Origin of the sequence: Streptomyces sp. Q6, from assembly GCF_036967205.1 — a bacterium.
Lineage (GTDB): Bacteria > Actinomycetota > Actinomycetes > Streptomycetales > Streptomycetaceae > Streptomyces > Streptomyces citrinus.
Map to the genome: position 1 here is coordinate 5327080 of NZ_CP146022.1, position 17009 is coordinate 5344088.

15 protein-coding genes and 2 pseudogenes are annotated in these 17009 nt (G+C 71.3%); 11 read left to right on the forward strand and 6 right to left on the reverse strand.

Annotation, left to right across the window (positions count from 1 at the left end; translation table 11 throughout):
* The first annotated feature begins 112 nt into the window (after window positions 1-112).
* The gene (locus tag V2W30_RS24870) at window positions 113-844 is read left to right on the forward strand and encodes a DUF4386 family protein (protein WP_338699886.1); all 732 of its coding nucleotides are present in this window, start codon (window positions 113-115) and stop codon (window positions 842-844) included.
* A 77-nt stretch (window positions 845-921) separates the two neighbouring features.
* Here V2W30_RS24870 and V2W30_RS24875 read toward each other — a convergent pair whose 3' ends face one another.
* Window positions 922-2694: an acetyl/propionyl/methylcrotonyl-CoA carboxylase subunit alpha gene (locus V2W30_RS24875; protein WP_338699888.1), complete on the reverse strand. Its 1773-nt coding sequence runs from the start codon at window positions 2692-2694 to the stop codon at window positions 922-924.
* A 354-nt stretch (window positions 2695-3048) separates the two neighbouring features.
* Here V2W30_RS24875 and V2W30_RS24880 point away from each other — a divergent pair, with 354 nt between their 5' ends.
* A complete protein-coding gene (locus V2W30_RS24880; RefSeq protein WP_338699890.1) occupies window positions 3049-3507 on the forward strand; it encodes a hypothetical protein in 459 nt (152 codons plus the stop codon).
* Here V2W30_RS24880 and V2W30_RS24885 read toward each other — a convergent pair.
* The 4 genes from V2W30_RS24885 to V2W30_RS24900 all read right to left on the reverse strand — a co-directional run bounded on the left by V2W30_RS24885 (window position 3479) and on the right by V2W30_RS24900 (window position 6177).
* A complete protein-coding gene (locus V2W30_RS24885) occupies window positions 3479-4087 on the reverse strand; it encodes a nucleoside triphosphate pyrophosphatase (protein WP_338699892.1) in 609 nt (202 codons plus the stop codon). The genes V2W30_RS24880 and V2W30_RS24885 overlap by 29 nt on opposite strands.
* A gap of 53 nt (window positions 4088-4140) precedes the next feature.
* Window positions 4141-4269 (reverse strand): morphogenic membrane protein MmpB, encoded by a 129-nt coding sequence (gene mmpB, locus V2W30_RS24890; protein WP_338699894.1) that lies wholly within the window; start codon window positions 4267-4269, stop codon window positions 4141-4143.
* Window positions 4270-4339: 70 nt separating this feature from the next.
* A complete protein-coding gene (locus tag V2W30_RS24895; RefSeq protein WP_338699896.1) occupies window positions 4340-4546 on the reverse strand; it encodes an acyl-CoA carboxylase subunit epsilon in 207 nt (68 codons plus the stop codon).
* A gap of 11 nt (window positions 4547-4557) precedes the next feature.
* The gene (locus V2W30_RS24900; RefSeq protein ID WP_338699898.1) at window positions 4558-6177 is read right to left on the reverse strand and encodes an acyl-CoA carboxylase subunit beta; all 1620 of its coding nucleotides are present in this window, start codon (window positions 6175-6177) and stop codon (window positions 4558-4560) included.
* A 117-nt stretch (window positions 6178-6294) separates the two neighbouring features.
* Between V2W30_RS24900 and V2W30_RS24905 the strand changes: the two genes are divergently transcribed.
* The 5 genes and pseudogenes from V2W30_RS24905 to hutH all read left to right on the forward strand — a co-directional run bounded on the left by V2W30_RS24905 (window position 6295) and on the right by hutH (window position 12221).
* Window positions 6295-7164 carry a biotin--[acetyl-CoA-carboxylase] ligase gene (locus V2W30_RS24905; protein WP_338699900.1) on the forward strand — a complete coding sequence of 290 codons (870 nt, stop codon included), beginning with the start codon at window positions 6295-6297 and terminating at the stop codon, window positions 7162-7164.
* 166 nt (window positions 7165-7330) lie between these two features.
* Window positions 7331-8461 carry an adenylate/guanylate cyclase domain-containing protein gene (locus V2W30_RS24910; protein WP_338699902.1) on the forward strand — a complete coding sequence of 377 codons (1131 nt, stop codon included), beginning with the start codon at window positions 7331-7333 and terminating at the stop codon, window positions 8459-8461.
* 40 nt (window positions 8462-8501) lie between these two features.
* Window positions 8502-9304, forward strand: a pseudogene (locus V2W30_RS24915) (enoyl-CoA hydratase/isomerase family protein).
* Between the two features lie 111 nt (window positions 9305-9415).
* On the forward strand, window positions 9416-10570 hold the full coding sequence (locus V2W30_RS24920) for a GGDEF domain-containing protein (RefSeq protein WP_338699904.1): 1155 nt from the start codon (window positions 9416-9418) through the stop codon (window positions 10568-10570).
* Window positions 10571-10673: 103 nt separating this feature from the next.
* Window positions 10674-12221 carry a histidine ammonia-lyase gene (gene hutH, locus V2W30_RS24925; RefSeq protein ID WP_425244699.1) on the forward strand — a complete coding sequence of 516 codons (1548 nt, stop codon included), beginning with the start codon at window positions 10674-10676 and terminating at the stop codon, window positions 12219-12221.
* Between the two features lie 45 nt (window positions 12222-12266).
* Here hutH and V2W30_RS24930 read toward each other — a convergent pair whose 3' ends face one another.
* Window positions 12267-12557: a hypothetical protein gene (locus V2W30_RS24930; RefSeq protein WP_338699908.1), complete on the reverse strand. Its 291-nt coding sequence runs from the start codon at window positions 12555-12557 to the stop codon at window positions 12267-12269.
* 109 nt (window positions 12558-12666) lie between these two features.
* Between V2W30_RS24930 and V2W30_RS24935 the strand changes: the two are divergent.
* The 4 genes and pseudogenes from V2W30_RS24935 to V2W30_RS24950 all read left to right on the forward strand — a co-directional run bounded on the left by V2W30_RS24935 (window position 12667) and on the right by V2W30_RS24950 (window position 16880).
* Window positions 12667-13003 (forward strand): annotated as a pseudogene (locus V2W30_RS24935) (hypothetical protein).
* 264 nt (window positions 13004-13267) lie between these two features.
* Window positions 13268-14539, forward strand: coding sequence for a L,D-transpeptidase (locus V2W30_RS24940; protein WP_338699910.1), 1272 nt, complete (start codon window positions 13268-13270; stop codon window positions 14537-14539).
* A gap of 132 nt (window positions 14540-14671) precedes the next feature.
* On the forward strand, window positions 14672-16159 hold the full coding sequence (locus V2W30_RS24945) for an ABC transporter permease (RefSeq protein ID WP_338699912.1): 1488 nt from the start codon (window positions 14672-14674) through the stop codon (window positions 16157-16159).
* A gap of 31 nt (window positions 16160-16190) precedes the next feature.
* The gene (locus V2W30_RS24950; protein ID WP_338699914.1) at window positions 16191-16880 is read left to right on the forward strand and encodes an ABC transporter ATP-binding protein; all 690 of its coding nucleotides are present in this window, start codon (window positions 16191-16193) and stop codon (window positions 16878-16880) included.
* Window positions 16881-17009 lie beyond the last annotated feature (129 nt).

Genomic DNA, 17009 nt, shown 5'->3' on the forward strand with positions numbered 1-17009 from the left:
TGCCGCGGGCGCCCCTCAGAATTGACGGATGGTCCGGGCCGGAGGGCGCCGCTTCACTGGTGACAGCCGAGGCATCGAGGCACAGAAGGCATCAAGGCACAGGGGGAACGCCATGACCGCCACACCGTCGCCCGCGCACGTCCCAGCGGCCGCGTCCGGAACCGCCGTCGGGCGGGTCGGCCCCGCCCGCACCACCATGGCCGTCGTGACGCTCCTGGGACCCGTCCTGTTCGTCCTGGCGTTCCTGTTCGAGCCGTACGGACTCGACGCGGACGACAAGGCAATGGTGCGGGGCATCGCCGAGCACACCGGGCAGATGAAGGCCGACCTGTGGATCTGGCTGGCCGCCTCGCTGCTGCTCACCGCCGCCATCCTGATCGTCGGCGTCTACACGATGGCCCGCTCGCCCAAACTCGGCCTCGCCGGAACGCTGTTGTTCGGCGGTGCCGTGATCCTCATCAACGGCACGCCGTCCACCGACGCCGTCACCCTCGCGGGCCTCGACAAGGGCATCGACCAGCCGGTGCTCGTCACCCTTCAGAAGGGCATCGAGTCGCTGCCCCAGCTGAACGTCGCGATCATCGGGTTCATCGCGGGGCACGTCATCGGGTCGATCCTCCTGGGCGTCGCGCTGCTGCGCAGCCGTGCCGTGCCGGTGTGGGCCGCGTGGGCGGTGATCGTGGCGATGCCGCTCAACGTGGCCGGGTGGATCACCGGTGTGGAGGCCGTGGCCGTGGTCGGCTTCGCCGCCCTGGCCGTCGGCTTCGGCGCGGTGGGCCTGTCCATCGCGCGCAACGGCACCGGCTGGGTGCGAGCCACCACGGAGACCGGAGCGTCCGGCTGAGCCGCTGAGGGGGAACGGCGAAGGGCCCGTCGAACCGGTGTCGGTTCGACGGGCCCTCCGTGCGTGCGGGGTGCCGGTCAGTCCTTGATCTCGCAGATCGCGGCGCCGGACGTGAGCGAGGCGCCGACCTCGGCGGACAGGCCCTTGATCGTGCCGGCCTTGTGGGCGTTGAGCGGCTGCTCCATCTTCATGGCCTCCAGGACCACGATCAGGTCGCCCTCCTTGACCTCCTGGCCCTCCTCGACCGCGACCTTGACGATCGTGCCCTGCATCGGGGAGGCGAGGGTGTCACCGGAGGCGGCCGGGCCGGACTTCTTGGCGGCGCGGCGCTTGGGCTTGGCACCCGCGCTGAGCCCGGTGCGGGCCAGCGACATGCCCATCCCGGCCGGGAGGGAGACCTCCAGGCGCTTGCCGCCGACCTCGACGACGATCGTCTCGCGGTCGCCGTCCTCCTCGTCCGCGTCGGTGCCGGCCGGCGCGAACGGCTTGATGTCGTTGACGAACTCGGTCTCGATCCACCGGGTGAAGATGGTGAACGGGGCGTCCGAGCCGGTCAGTTCGGGCGCGAACGCCGGGTCGGTGACCACCTTGCGGTGGAAGGGGATGGCGGTGGCCATGCCCTCGACGTCGAACTCCGCCAGCGCGCGGGCGGCCCGCTGAAGGGCCTCCTTGCGGGTGCGGCCGGTGACGATCAGCTTGGCCAGGAGCGAGTCCCAGGCCGGGCCGATGACGCTGCCGGACTCGACACCGGCGTCCAGCCGGACACCGGGGCCGGACGGCGCCTCGAACTTGGTGACGGTGCCGGGCGCGGGCAGGAAGCCGCGGCCCGGGTCCTCGCCGTTGATACGGAACTCGAAGGAGTGGCCGCGCAGTTCGGGGTCGCCGTAACCGAGTTCCTCGCCGTCGGCGATCCGGAACATCTCGCGGACCAGGTCGATGCCGGCGACCTCTTCGGTGACCGGGTGCTCGACCTGGAGGCGGGTGTTGACCTCCAGGAAGGAGATCGTGCCGTCCGCGCCGACCAGGAACTCGACCGTGCCGGCGCCGACGTAGCCGGCCTCCTTCAGGATCGCCTTGGACGACGCGTACAGCTCGTCCAGCTGGGCCTGGCTCAGGAACGGCGCCGGGGCCTCCTCCACCAGCTTCTGGTGGCGGCGCTGGAGCGAGCAGTCACGGGTGGAGACGACCACCACGTTGCCGAACTTGTCGGCGAGGCACTGGGTCTCGACGTGGCGCGGCTTGTCGAGGTAGCGCTCGACGAAGCACTCGCCGCGGCCGAACGCCGCGACGGCCTCGCGGACCGCGGAGTCGTACAGCTCCGGCACCTCGTCGAGGGTGCGGGCGACCTTCAGACCGCGACCGCCGCCGCCGAAGGCGGCCTTGATCGCGATCGGCAGGCCGTGTTCCTCGGCGAACGCGACGACCTCGTCGGCGCCGGAGACCGGGTCGGGGGTGCCGGCGACCAGCGGGGCACCCGCGCGCTGCGCGATGTGCCGGGCGGCGACCTTGTCGCCCAGGTCACGGATGGCCTGCGGCGGCGGGCCGATCCAGATCAGATCCGCGTCCAGCACGGCTTGGGCGAACTCGGCGTTCTCCGACAGGAATCCGTAGCCGGGGTGGATGGCGTCCGCGCCGGAGTCCTTGGCGGCCTGCAACACCTTGGCGATGTCCAGGTAGCTGGTCGCGGGGGTGTCACCACCCAGCGCGAAGGCCTCGTCGGCCGCGCGGACATGCAGAGCGTCCCGGTCCGGATCGGCATAGACGGCAACGCTCGCGATCCCGGCGTCCCGGCACGCCCGGGCCACGCGGACAGCGATTTCGCCACGGTTGGCGATGAGCACCTTGCGCACGATGGCTCCCTCCTTGAAACAAGCCGAGTTTAGGGACTGCCGACACGGCCTTACGACCCGTCCCCAATGGTGAGCTTGCCCACACGGAGTGTGACTCGAGGCCCGCTCGGAACGTGAAATCCCTTGTTGTGCCTGGCTGCACGGGATTCCTGGCAGCAACCCTAGCCCGGTGATGTGGCCTAGGTCTCTGTGAGACCGTGCCGCGCGCGGTCGGCATTCTTTGTGGAGTCCCTACGAATGGCCCAACGATTCTTTGCCTGCGCCGGGGCCCTTGTCCCCAGGTTTACCCGTTAGTAGCGTTCGCGATGTATCGAACGTACTCGGGGTAACCGTCTGGCGAAGGTGGGTGGACCGGTGGCGCGCAGACCGGTGGCATGGGTGGCCGCGATCGTGCTCCTCGCGGAGGCGATCGGCATCGTGCTCGTGAACTGGTTCCTCGGCGTGGTCGTCGACCGTCAGGACATGTCCCTGGCCGGTCTCGACCCGCGGGCGATGTCCGTGGGGGCCTGGGTGGCCGGCGGTCTGTTCGGGCTCTACCTGGCGCTGTGCGCCTTCGTCCTGGCCCGCAGCGCGGCCAGGGACCGGGCGCCCGCCGGGATCGGCCGCATCCTGCTGATCAGCGCGGCCGTGGTGCACGGCCTGCTCGGCGCGTTCTCCATCGGCCTGGTGGGCTGGGCCGCCTTCGTCTTCATGATGCTCGTGCTCGCCCTGATCGTGCTGACGCTCGTGGCGTACGACCGGTACGAGAACGGGGAGCAGCCCCCGTCCCCGCCCGCGGTTGCTCCTAGCTCGCCGGAGCCCACAACTCCGTGATCCCGATGCCCAGTTGGGCGAGGAGGCGGCGCAGCAGCGGCAGCGAGAGCCCGATCACGTTGCCGTGGTCGCCGTCGATGCCGTCGATGAACGGGGCCGAGCGCCCGTCGAGCGTGAACGCGCCCGCTACGTGGAGGGGCTCACCGGTCGCGACGTACGCGGCGATCTCCGCGTCGCTCGGCTCGCCGAACCGGACGACGGTGGAGGCCGTCCCGGAGACGTACCGGCCGCTGTCCGTGTCGTAGACGCAGTGCCCGGTCTGAAGGGTCCCCGCGCGGCCGCGCATCGCCTTCCAGCGGGCGGTCGCCTCCTCGGCGTCGGCGGGCTTGCCGAGCGCCTCGCCGTCGAGGTCGAGCACGGAGTCGCAGCCGATGACGACGGCGCCGTGCGCCTCGGGGCGCGCGGCGACCACGGAGGCCTTGGCCTCGGCGAGGGCGAGGGCCAGTTCGGCGGGGGTGGGGGCGGTGACGGCGTCCTCGTCGACGCCGCTGACGATCACCTCGGGGGCGAACCCGGACTGCCGCAGCAGGCCGAGCCGGGCGGGGGACTGGGAAGCGAGGATGAGGCGGCGAGCTGTCATGGGCGCAAGGTTATAGAAGACGGGCACCGGGGGGGCCGGGTGAGGCTCGCCCCTCACAGCAAGCCCAGCAGCACCATCGCGACGAACATCGCCAGAGCCACCACGAGGCCCGCGCGGCGCAGCATCTCCTGCGCCTCGCGAAGCTCCTCGGGGGGCTCGTCCTCGGGGTCTGACCACAGCACACTTCGATACTGCGGCGCACACGGCCGGGGCGCCTGAGTACGCGTACTCAAACGCCCCGGTGCGGACGGACTACGCCGGCCAGCAGGACCGGGTCCAGCTGGTGGGGCCCGGGGCCGGGAGGCGGTTGCGGGCGATCCTCGACGGGTCGGCCCACGCGTCCCGCTCCGCCACCGCGGCCGGGGCACCGGACACCGCGGCGGCGCGGGCCTGGACCACCGCCAGTGCGGCGGCCAGCTCCTCGGGGGTCGGGTTGCCCCGTACGACCTTGATCATCATCGGCGGGTCTCCTAGAGGGGGATGTTGCCGTGCTTCTTCGGCGGCAGGGACTCCCGCTTGGTGCGCAGCTGGCGCAGGCCCCGTACGACGTGGGCGCGGGTGTCGGACGGCATCACGACCGCGTCGATGTAGCCGCGCTCGGCCGCCGTGTACGGGTTCAGGAGGGTGTCCTCGTACTCCTGGATCAGCCGGGCACGGGTGGCCTCGACGTCTCCCGCGGCCTCGGCCGCCGCGATCGTCTTGCGGTGCAGGATGTTGACCGCGCCCTGCGCGCCCATCACCGCGATCTGCGCGGTCGGCCAGGCCAGGTTGAGGTCGGCGCCCAGGTGCTTGGAGCCCATCACGTCGTACGCGCCGCCGAACGCCTTGCGCGTGATGATCGTGATCAGCGGGACCGTCGCCTCCGCGTACGCGTAGATCAGCTTGGCGCCGCGCCGGATGATGCCGGTGTGCTCCTGCTCCACGCCCGGCAGGAAGCCCGGCACGTCGACGAAGGTCAGCACCGGCACGTTGAACGCGTCGCAGGTCCGCACGAACCGGGCGGCCTTCTCCGAGGCGTCGATGTCCAGACAGCCGGCGAACTGCATCGGCTGGTTGGCGACGATGCCCACCGCACGCCCCTCGACCCGGCCGAACCCGGTGAGGATGTTCGGCGCGAACAGCGACTGCGTCTCGAAGAACTCCGCGTCGTCCAGGACGTGTTCGATCACCGTGTGCATGTCGTACGGCTGGTTCGCACTGTCCGGGATCAGCGTGTCGAGCTCGCGGTCCTCGTCCGTGAGCGCCAGGTCCGCCTCCTCGGGGAAGGCCGGCGCCTCGCTCAGGTTGTTCGACGGCAGGTACGACAGCAGCGACTTGACGTACTCGATGGCGTCCTTCTCGTCACCCGCCATGTGGTGCGCCACGCCCGAGGCCGAGTTGTGGGTGCGCGCCCCGCCCAGCTCCTCGAAGCCGACGTCCTCACCGGTGACCGTCTTGATGACGTCCGGACCGGTGATGAACATGTGCGAGGTCTGGTCGACCATCACCGTGAAGTCGGTGATCGCCGGCGAGTACACCGCGCCGCCCGCGCACGGCCCGACGACCAGGCTGATCTGCGGGATGACGCCCGACGCGTGGGTGTTGCGGCGGAAGATCTCGCCGTACATCCCCAGGGCCATCACACCCTCCTGGATGCGGGCGCCGCCGGAGTCGTTGATGCCGATGACCGGGCAGCCGGTCTTCAGCGCGAAGTCCATCACCTTCATGATCTTCTGCCCGAACACCTCGCCGAGCGCCCCGCCGAAGACGGTGAAGTCCTGCGAGAACACGGCGACCGGCCGGTCGTCGACCGTGCCGTAGCCGGTCACCACCCCGTCGCCGTACGGCTTGTTGGCATCGAGGCCGAAGTCGGTGGAGCGGTGGCGGGCGAACTCGTCGAGCTCCACGAAGGAGCCCTCGTCGAGCAGCAGCTCGATCCGCTCACGCGCCGTCAACTTGCCCTTGGCGTGCTGCTTCTCGACCGCACGGGCCGACCCCGCATGGGTCGCCTCGTCGATCCGGCGCCGCAGATCCTCGATCTTGCCCGCGGTGGTGTGGATATCGGCACGCGCAGACTGCTGAGTCTTCTGGGGATCTTCCAACTCGGACATCGGGATGCGGCTCCCTGCCTGATTCGACGAACGCTGGGGGTGGGGCTACTGACTCGTAGGGTAGTGGCGCGAATACGGCTGCGCAGTGCGGCGTTTACCACACCTAGGGTGGGTTGCATGACGCCGCGAGATGGTTCAGACGTGCATGACAACCCGTGGTCCGACCTGGACCGACCACCCCTGAACGGGACAGGCCTGCGCAGGTCTCTCGTACGGGACGGAGGGCTCTGGTCGTCCGTGGAGGTGGTGCCCGCCACGGGCTCCACCAACACGGACCTGGTGGCGCGGGCCGCGGCCGGCACCGCCGACGAGGGCGCCGTGCTCATCGCCGAGGAGCAGAGCGCGGGGCGCGGCCGCCTCGACCGCCGCTGGTCGGCGCCGCCGCGCTCGGGCCTCTTCTTCTCCGTGCTGCTCAAGCCGGGCGAGCACGAGGTGCCGGTGGCGCGCTGGGGCTGGCTGCCGCTGCTCACCGGGGTCGCGGTCGCCACGGCCCTGTCCTCGACGGCCGGCGTCGACACCGCGCTGAAGTGGCCGAACGACCTGCTGGTGACCGTCGGCGACGAGGAGCGCAAGGCGGGCGGCATCCTCGCGGAGGCCTCCGGCGGGGGCGGCGTCGTCGTGGGCGTCGGGCTCAACGTCTCGCTGCGCGCCGACGAGTTGCCGGTCCCCGGAGCGGGGTCGCTGGCGCTGGCCGGGGCGAAGGTCGTCGACCGGGAGCCGGTGCTGCGGGCCGTGCTCAGGTCGTTCGAGCGGTGGTACGTGCAGTGGTGCGCGGCGGAGGGCGACCCCGGCCTGTCCGGGCTCCAGGAGACGTACGCGGCGGGGTGCGCCACGCTGGGGCGCTCGGTGCGGGCGATGCTGCCGGGCGAGCGGGAACTGGTCGGCGAGGCGGTCGCCATCGACGCCGACGGGCGGCTGGTCATCGCGTCCGACGCGGGCCGCGAGGCGGTCGGCGCGGGCGACATCGTCCACCTGCGCCCGGCGTGAGCACGGAGCGTCAGCGGGCGCGCGGCGGCCGGTCGCGCCCCGCGGCCACCCGGCGCACCGCCAATAGGCGGATCCCGGTCCGAACGGAGTGACCTGACACACAGGGCCTGCCGTAGAGTTGACGCCGGTCGATACCTGACCGCGGCAGATCGGAAGGGCAGCAGGCGTGACCGTCGACGACTCGGGCTCCGGCACGGGCTCCCCACCCGACCCCGAGAAGCCGGAGGGGGACGAGAAGTCCATCGAGGAGGCTGAGGACCCCCTCGCTCTCCGGCTCGAACAACTCATCCTCGGCGCCGAGCGCCGGTACACCCCGTTCCAGGCGGCCCGCAGCGCCGGTGTCTCCATGGAGCTGGCCTCGCGCTTCTGGCGGGCCATGGGCTTCGCCGACATCGGCCAGGCCAAGGCGCTCACCGAGGCCGACGTCCTCGCGCTGCGCCGCCTCGCCGGTCTCGTCGAGGCGGGGCTGCTCAGCGAGGCGATGGCCGTCCAGGTCGCCCGCTCGACCGGACAGACCACCGCGCGGCTCGCCGAGTGGCAGATCGACTCGTTCCTGGAAGGGCTCACCGAGCCGCCGGAACCCGGCATGACCCGCACCGAGGTCACGTATCCGCTGATAGAGCTGCTGCTGCCCGAGCTGGAGGAGTTCCTCGTCTACGTGTGGCGGCGGCAGCTCGCCGCGGCCACCGGGCGCGTCGTGCAGGCCGGTGACGACGAGGAGATGGTGGACCGGCGGCTCGCCGTCGGGTTCGCCGACCTCGTGGGGTTCACCCGGCTCACCCGGCGCATGGAGGAGGAGGAACTCGGCGAACTCGTCGAGGCCTTCGAGACGACCGCCGCCGACCTCGTCGCCGCGCACGGCGGGCGTCTCATCAAGACCCTCGGCGACGAGGTGCTCTACGCCGCCGACGACGCGGGCGTCGCGAGCGAGATTGCGCTGCGCCTGATCGAGACGATGAGCAACGACGAGACGATGCCGGAGCTGCGCGTCGGCATCGCGTTCGGCACGGTCACCACGCGCATGGGCGACGTCTTCGGCACGACCGTGAACCTCGCGAGCCGCCTCACGTCGATAGCTCCCCGGGACACCGTCCTCGTCGACGGGGCCTTCGCCGAGGAACTGGTGCGCACCGGCGACGCGCCGACGTCCGAGGCCGAGGCCGCCACCGAGGCGCAGAAGGCGCAGGAGGCAGGCGAGGAGCCGCCCACGTACCGCTTCGCACTCCAGCCGATGTGGCAGCGGCCGGTCCGCGGCCTCGGCGTCGTGGAGCCCTGGACGCTGACCCGGCGCACCTGAGACCCTCCGGTTAACGTCAGTTAACCGGAGGGTCTGTGTCATGGGTGATGAGCTGCGGTTCGGGGAGTTCGTGGTCGTCCGGCGCCACGAGGACGGGACCGTCGCCGAGTTGGTGCTCGACCGGCCCCGGGCCATGAACGCGGTGTCGAGCGACATGGCACGCTCGATCGGCGCCGCGTGCCGCGCGCTGGACGAGGACAAGGACGTACGGGTCGTCGTCGTCACCTCCAGCAGTGAGCGGGCCTTCTGCGTCGGCGCCGACCTGAAGGAGCGCAACTCCTTCTCCGACGCCGAGTTGGTGCGTCAGCGGCCCGTCGCGCGCGCCGCGTACACCGGGGTTCTCGATCTGGCGATGCCGACGATCGCCGCGGTGCACGGGTTCGCGCTCGGCGGCGGCTTCGAGCTGGCGCTGGCCTGCGATGTGATCGTGGCCGACGCGACGGCCGTGGTGGGGCTCCCCGAGGTGTCCGTCGGGGTGATCCCCGGGGGCGGCGGTACGCAGCTGCTGCCGCGCCGGGTCGGGGCCGCGCGGGCCGCCGAGCTGATCTTCACGGCGCGCCGGGTGGAGGCCCCCGGGCCCAGGAGCTCGGACTGGTCGACGAGCTGGTGGAGGCCGGGCGGGACCGGGCCGAGGCGCTCGCGCTCGCCGCCCGCATCGCCGCCAACTCGCCGGTCGGACTGCGCGCCGCCAAGAAGGCGCTGCGACTCGGGCACGGGCTCGATCTGCGGGCCGGTCTCGAGGTGGAGGACGCGGCGTGGCGGTCCGTGGCGTTCTCCGGGGACCGGGCCGAGGGCGTCGCCGCGTTCAACGAGAAGCGCGCGCCGCGCTGGCCGGGTGAGTGACGGCGTCGGCGAGGGGCGGGTGGCCGGTTCCGCCGGCCGCCCCGTGACGCGCCCACCGGTACGGCCGTACTGAATTCACCGAAATGCGGGAATTGTTCCTAATCTGGAGTAATGGGTGAGGAGGACGGCCGCCTGCGGGCCGTGGTGACGCTCGCGCAGGGCATGGCCGCTGCGCAGAGCCCCCGCGAGTCCTGGCGGGCCGCGGCCCTCGGCGCCTGTAGCGCCCTGGACGGGAGCTTCGCCGCGCTGTCCGTGTGGGAGCGCGAGCGCGGTCGGCTCCGGGTCCTGGTCAACGTGGGGGAGCGGGCGGCCGGCGAGGAGGGGTTCCCCGACGACGAGGCGTACCCGGTGAACCACTTCCCGGAGATCACCGAGTTCCTGCACGAGCGGTGGGCCGGGGGCGGCGAGCCGAACGCGTGGGTGGAGACCGCCGCCGGGCCCGTCGAGCAGGAGGGCGGCTACTGCCATCAGCGGGTGGCGGCGCTGCGCCGGCGCGGGCGCGGCAGCTGTGTGGTCGCCCCGATCGTGCTGCACGGGCGGGCGTGGGGCGAGCTGTACGTGGCGCGGCCGGTCGGCGCGCCGGTGTTCGGGCGCGCCGACGCGGACTTCGCGACCGTGCTCGCGGCGGTCGTCGCCGCCGGGATCGCGCAGACCGAACGTCTGGAGGAGGCGCGGCGGCTCGCCTTCACCGACGCGCTGACCGGCCTCGCCAACCGGCGGGCGGTCGACATCCGGCTCGACGAGGCGGTCGCGCGGCACCGGTCCGACGGCTTTGTGGTGAGCCTCGTGGTGTGCGACGTGAACGGCCTCAAGCAGGTCAACGACACCCTCGGGCACGCCGTCGGCGACCGGCTCCTTGAGCGCTTCGGGTCGGTGCTCTCGCTGTGCGGCGCGATGCTGCCCGGCGCGCTCGCGGCGCGGCTCGGCGGCGACGAGTTCTGTCTGCTGGCCGTGGGCCCGTCCGCCGACGAGGTGGTGCGGGTGGGCGACGAAGTCTGCACGCGCGCCGCCGAGTTGGAGCTGGGGGACGGGGTGGCCTGCGGGATCGCCTCGACCGGCGACCCGATCGGCGAGGTCACCAGCGCCCGCCGGCTGTTCCGGCTCGCGGACGCCGCCCAGTACAAGGCGAAGGCCCTGCGCGCGGTGAAGCCGGTCGTCGCGGGGCGGGACGGCGGACTCGACGACCCGGTCGTACGGCTCGCGGACTCGCCGCCGCCGGTCGCCGAGGACGGGGAGCGGCGGCGGATCAGGGGCCGGGAACGGTAAGGGTCCCTTCCGGAACTCGGTCGTGACATCTTGAGATTCACTGCGTACGCTCCTGAATATGGATATGCACACTGTGGTGAGTGGGGAAGACGCGCAGCGCGGCATCGCACGGGTGGTGGTGGGCGACGGGCGAGCGGCCGCGACGACCGCGGCCGATGTCGTTGCCGTGGCGCGTCATGGCGCCCGGATCGAGCTCTCCGAGGAGGCGGTGGCCGCGCTGGCCGCGGCCCGCGAGGTCGTCGACGCGCTCGCCGCGAAGCCGGAGCCCGTCTACGGCGTCTCCACCGGGTTCGGCGCGCTCGCCACCCGGCACATCAGTACCGAGCTGCGCGCGCAGCTCCAGCGCAACATCGTGCGCTCGCACGCCGCGGGCATGGGCCCCCGGGTGGAGCGCGAGGTCGTCCGTGCGCTGATGTTCCTGCGCCTGAAGACGGTCTGCTCCGGGCACACGGGCGTGCGCCCCGAGGTCGCGCAGACGATGGCGGACGTGCTCAACGCCGGGATCACACCGGTCGTCCACGAGTACGGCTCGCTCGGCTGCTCCGGGGACCTGGCCCCGCTCTCGCACTGCGCGCTGACGCTCATGGGCGAGGGTGACGCGGAGGGCCCCGACGGGGTCGTGCGCCCCGCGGGCGAGCTGCTCGCGGAGCACGGCATCGCGCCGGTCGAACTGCGCGAGAAGGAGGGCCTCGCGCTGCTCAACGGCACGGACGGCATGCTCGGCATGCTGGTCATGGCCCTCGACGACCTCGACACCCTCTACAAGTCCGCCGACATCACCGCGGCCCTGTCGATGGAGGCGCTCCTCGGCACGGACAAGGTCCTCGCGCCCGAGCTGCACGCCATCCGCCCGCACCCCGGGCAGGCCGCCTCCGCCGCCAACATGCTGGCCGTGCTGAAGGGTTCGGGCCTGACCGGTCACCACCAGGACGACGCGCCGCGCGTCCAGGACGCGTACTCTGTGCGATGCGCTCCGCAGGTCGCGGGCGCCGGGCGGGACACGATGGCGCACGCGCGCCTCGTGGCCGAGCGGGAGCTGGCGGCGGCCGTCGACAACCCGGTCGTGCTGCCCGACGGACGCGTCGAGTCCAACGGCAACTTCCATGGCGCGCCGGTCGCCTACGTCCTCGACTTCCTGGCGATCGCCGCCGCCGACCTCGGCTCGATCGCCGAGCGGCGCACGGACCGCCTCCTCGACAAGAACCGCTCGCACGGCCTGCCGCCGTTCCTCGCGGACGACCCGGGGGTCGACTCGGGCCTGATGATCGCCCAGTACACGCAGGCGGCGCTGGTCAGCGAGATGAAGCGGCTCGCGGTCCCGGCGTCGGCGGACTCCATCCCGTCGTCGGCGATGCAGGAGGACCACGTCTCGATGGGCTGGTCGGCGGCGCGCAAGCTGCGCACGGCCGTCGACAACCTCGCCCGGATCGTGGCCGTCGAGCTGTACGCGGCCACGCGGGGCATCGAACTGCGGGACGGCCTGGTGCCGGCGCCCGCGTCGCGCGCGGCGATCGCGGCGGTGCGCGAGGCGGGCGTCCAGGGCCCCGGTCCCGACCGGTTCCTCGCGCCGGATCTGGCGGCGGCGGACGCGTTCGTACGAAGTGGCGCGCTGGTGGCGGCCGTTGAGACGGTCACCGGTCCGCTCGCCTAGGGATCTGGGAGACAGGCCCTAGCCGTACCGCGTGGGAGACAGGCCCTAGGCGGGTGCCCCCAACGACCGTCCGCGGCGCACCGAGTACGCGACGAAGCCCACGCCGAGTCCGAGAAACACCGAACCGCCGACGACGTACGGCGTCGTGTCCACGGTTCCCGTGTCCGCCAGGCGGAGTTGCTGGTCGGACTGGGAGGCGACCGCGGACGTGGTCCGTGTCCGGTCGGTGCGGGGCGCGTCCTCGGGGGTTGCTGTGGCGTTGGGTACGAACCACAGGGCGCCCAGGAGTGTCCCGGCGGCGGTGGCGGTGAGCAGTGATCGGCGTGCGGCGGACACGGAAGCGATCCCCCTTGTGGCGCTGGTGATTTGGCCGTGGACGCTGATGTTAGTGAAAGGTGCGGGTCACGGGAAAGTCACGAGCGGAACGGGCCGTACGCTCCGCGGTATGAGCACTGATGAGACGTCACGTTTTGTTCGGCTGAAGGTGGAGCTGGTCCTGGAGGTCGCCGACGCCGAGGCGCTGACGGGGGCCGCGTTGCAGCGGATCGCCGAGGACGAGGCGATGCCGGCCGAGGAGCGGGTGCACGCCGAGAGCGCGGTGCAGGAGGACGGAGGCGATCGCGTACCTCGTGGACCCGTTCGACCTGGTCGGTGACGTGCCGGGGGCCGAGCTCGTGCAGGCGTCGTGGTCCAGCGAGCAGGTCGACTACGACCCCGATTCGCCTGACTGGGACCTCGACGAGGATGATGAGCAGGAGGACGACGGGGACGAGCGAGGCTAGCGCGTCCGGCGGTGCGCGGATCGGGAACCCCGGGCGGCAACCGCGGCCCGGGGTTTCGTCGTCCCGAAAGGGGGGTCACGTCAGTGGGGCGAGGGGCCGGACGGGGTGCCGTTACCACCGGTGCACCCGTGGTCACCGCCTTCGCGAACGTGGCGTCCCCCACATCGGGGCGTGTTCGGGAACGGGACGAACCGGTCACGGCGTTGTGTACGGGTAAGGGGAACCCCTGTGTCCCCTGACGGGGAAGTCGGGGAATCGGCGACTATGGAGAAGCGTGTGATGACGGACAGTAAGCGGCGCAAGGGTCTGATGGCCGCGTCCGCCCTGCTCGGCGGTGTACTGGTGCTCTCTGCGTGCAGCGGGGGCGACAGTGACGCGAGCGGCTCGTCGAGCGGCAAGAAGGACTCTCAGCAGCAGCAGGCCGACGAGGCCGCCGCCAAGAAGACGTCCGAGGCCGACATCAAGATCGCGCCGAAGGACGGCTCCGACAACGCGAGCATCAACAACGCCGCCAAGGTCACCGTGAGCAAGGGCACGCTCACCGACGTCCGGATGACCACGGCCGACGGCACGGCCGTGGCCGGTCAGATATCTGCGGACAAGAAGAGCTGGAAGCCCACCAACCAGCTGGAGCGCGCGACCACGTACAAGATCGCCGCCGAGGCGAAGGACGCCGACAACCGCGTCGCGCACGAGAACGCGTCGTTCACGACGGTCTCCCCGAGCAACAGCTTCATCGGCAACTTCACGCCGGAGGACGGCTCGACCGTCGGCGTCGGCATGCCGGTGTCGATCAACTTCGACAAGGCCATCACCAACAAGGCCGACGTCGAGTCCCACATCACCGTCTCCTCCAGCAGCGGCCAGGAGGTCGTCGGGCACTGGTTCAGCGCCAACCGCCTGGACTTCCGCCCCGAGGAGTACTGGACGGGCGGCTCCACCGTCACCCTGAAGCTCGACCTCGACGGCGTCGAGGGCGCGGACGGCGTGACCGGTGTCCAGCAGAAGACCATCACGTTCAAGGTCGGACGCAACCAGGTCTCCACGGTCGACGCCAAGACCAAGCAGATGACCGTCACGCACGACGGCAAGGTCGTCAAGACCATCCCGATCTCCGCCGGTTCGCCCGAGAACAAGACGTACGAGGGCCAGATGGTGATCTCCGAGAAGTTCAAGGAGACCCGGATGAACGGCGCGACGGTCGGCTTCACCGACGACGACGGCAAGGGCGAGTACGACATCAAGGACGTGCCGCACGCGATGCGTCTGTCGAACTCCGGCACGTTCATCCACGGCAACTACTGGGGTGCCAAGTCGATCTTCGGCTCGGTCAACACCAGCCACGGCTGTGTCGGTCTCGCCGACGCCAAGGGCGCGAACGACTCCAGCACCCCGGGTGCCTGGTTCTACAACAACTCCATGGTCGGTGACGTCGTCATCGTGAAGAACACCGGCGACAAGACCGTCGCCCCGGACAACGGCCTCAACGGCTGGAACCTGAGCTGGGCGGACTGGAAGGCCGGCTCCGCGGCCTGATCCGACCCGAGCCCGTTGCATGAACCCCGGTATGCGCCGCATACCGGGGTTCCTGCCGTTTCCGTCCCGCGCTTATGTAGACCGCATGCAACGCACAGCTCAGTGCCAAGCAGCGTCCCTAGTGTCCGCCTCATGTTCCTCACCTACCTCCGGCGTGAACTGAGACGGCGCCGCAAGGCAGCCCTCGTCGTCGCCTCCGGGCTCGCGCTCGGCATCGCGCTTGTCATCACGGTCACGTCGGTCTCGGCCGGGATGAAGCAGGCCCAGAGCAAGGTCCTCGCATCGCTCTACGGGCTCGGCACGGACATGACCGTGACCAAGGCGGCCGCCGCGCCGTCGAAGAGCGGGGGAGACCGCCCCGACTTCACGTTCGGCGCCCAGGACGACGACAGCAAGAAGACGCAGTCGACCGACCGTGTCATGACGTCCGGCGGCCAGACCCTCAAGGCGTCGCTGATCGCCGAGGTCGCCGACCAGAAGGGCGTCGCGTCCGCGACCGGCGCGCTCACCCTCGACGTCATGAAGGTCTCCGGCCAGTTCACCCGGGGCCAGGCCACCCAGAACAGCGGCACCGCCGCCGAGGGCGGCCGGCAGGGCGGCTCCGGCGGTCAGCAGGGCGGCGGGGAAGGCGGCGTGCAGGGCGGCGGCGCCGATTTCGACGTCAACTCGTACTCCGTGTACGGCGTCGACGTCGCGCACCCGGGTCTCGGCCCGCTCTCCACCATGGAGATCACCGAGGGACGCACCCTCAAGGCGAGCGAGACCGACGCCGAGGTGGCCGTGCTCTCGAAGTCGTACGCCAAGGAGAACTCCAAGGCCGTCGGCGACACGGTGACCATCAACAAGATCGCGTACAAGGTCGTCGGCATCGCGCAGGCCGCGAGCAGCGAGTCGACCGGTGACGTCTATCTGCCGCTGAAGCAGGCACAGACGCTCGCCGACGCCGAGAACAAGGTCTCCACCATCTACGTGAAGGCCGCCGACTCGAAGCGGATCGACACCGTCAAGGCCACGATCAAGAAGAACATCTCGGGGACCACCGTCACCACGTCCTCGGACCTGGCCGACACCGTCTCGGGTTCGCTGTCGACCGCGTCCGACCTCGCTTCCAGCGTGGGCAAGTGGCTCTCCGTCGTGGTGCTCGTCGCGGCCGTCGTCGTCGCCGCGCTGCTCACCTCGTCCGCGGTCTCGCGCCGCGTCCGCGAGTTCGGCACGCTCAAGGCGCTCGGCTGGAAGTCCGGCCGCGTGACCCGCCAGGTCGCCGGTGAGGCGATCGTCAACGGGCTCATCGGCGGTGTCCTCGGTATCGCGCTCGGCGTCGCCGCCGCGTACGCCGTCACCGCGTTCAGCCCGACCCTGACCGCGTCGCTCGGCTCCGCCGCGGGCGGTTCCGGCGGAGGCATGGGCGGCGGCCCCGGCGGCGGGACGGGCGGCCCCGGCGGTGGCGCCGCGTCGACGGCCTCCGGCTCGATCGACGTCGCGCTCGCCGCGCCGGTCAGTCTGACCACCATCGCGCTCGCCGCGGCCCTCGCCGTCGCGGGCGGTCTGATCGCCGGCGCGTTCGGCGGCTGGCGGGCCTCGCGGCTGCGCCCCGCGGACGCGCTGCGCCGCGTCGAGTAGCCAACCGCCCTTCCCTGAACAGGAGTGCACCATGTACGAACTGCGCGGTGTGACCAAGCAGTACCAGCGCGGCAAGGAGACCGTCGACGCCCTGCGCGGTGTCGACCTGACCGTCGAGGACGGCGGCAGGCTCGTCATCCAGGGCCCGACCGGCGGCGGCAAGTCGACGCTGCTCCAGATGCTGGGCGGCCTCGACCGGCCGACGGCCGGCAGTGTCGTGCTCGACGGCGTCGACCTCGCGACCCTGTCCGAGACGAAGCTGACGAAGGTGCGCAGCGAGAAGATCGGCATCATCTTCCAGGCCTTCAACCTCATCCCGACCCTCAACGCCCAGGAGAACGTGGAGACCGCCCTCGTCCCCCTCGGCCTGAAGGCCGCCGAGCGGCGCGAGCGGGCCGCCGAGGCCCTCACATCGGTGGGCCTGGGCGAGCGGCTCGGCCATCTGCCCTCCGAGATGTCGGGCGGCCAGCAGCAGCGCGTCGCCATCGCCCGTGCCCTGGTCAAGAACCCGAAGGTGCTGCTCGCCGACGAGCCGACCGGCAACCTCGACGAGTCGATGCGGGACGAGATCATGGACGTACTCGAAGGGCTGTGGCGGGAGCACGGGTTGACGTTCATCATGGTCACCCACGACTCGACGCTGGCGAAGGCCGCTCCCCGGCTGGCGACCATCCGCAAGGGCCGGATCACGGTCACGGAGAACGCGCACGCGGCCCTGTGACGACCACCGGATGAGGGGCGCCCCGCGCCTCTCATCCGGTTCTCATTCGCACCTCACGCAACCCTTACAGCCTCTCCATACGGTTCCGCTGATTCCTGTTCAGCGCCCCCGACCCCGTGGGCCGTCACC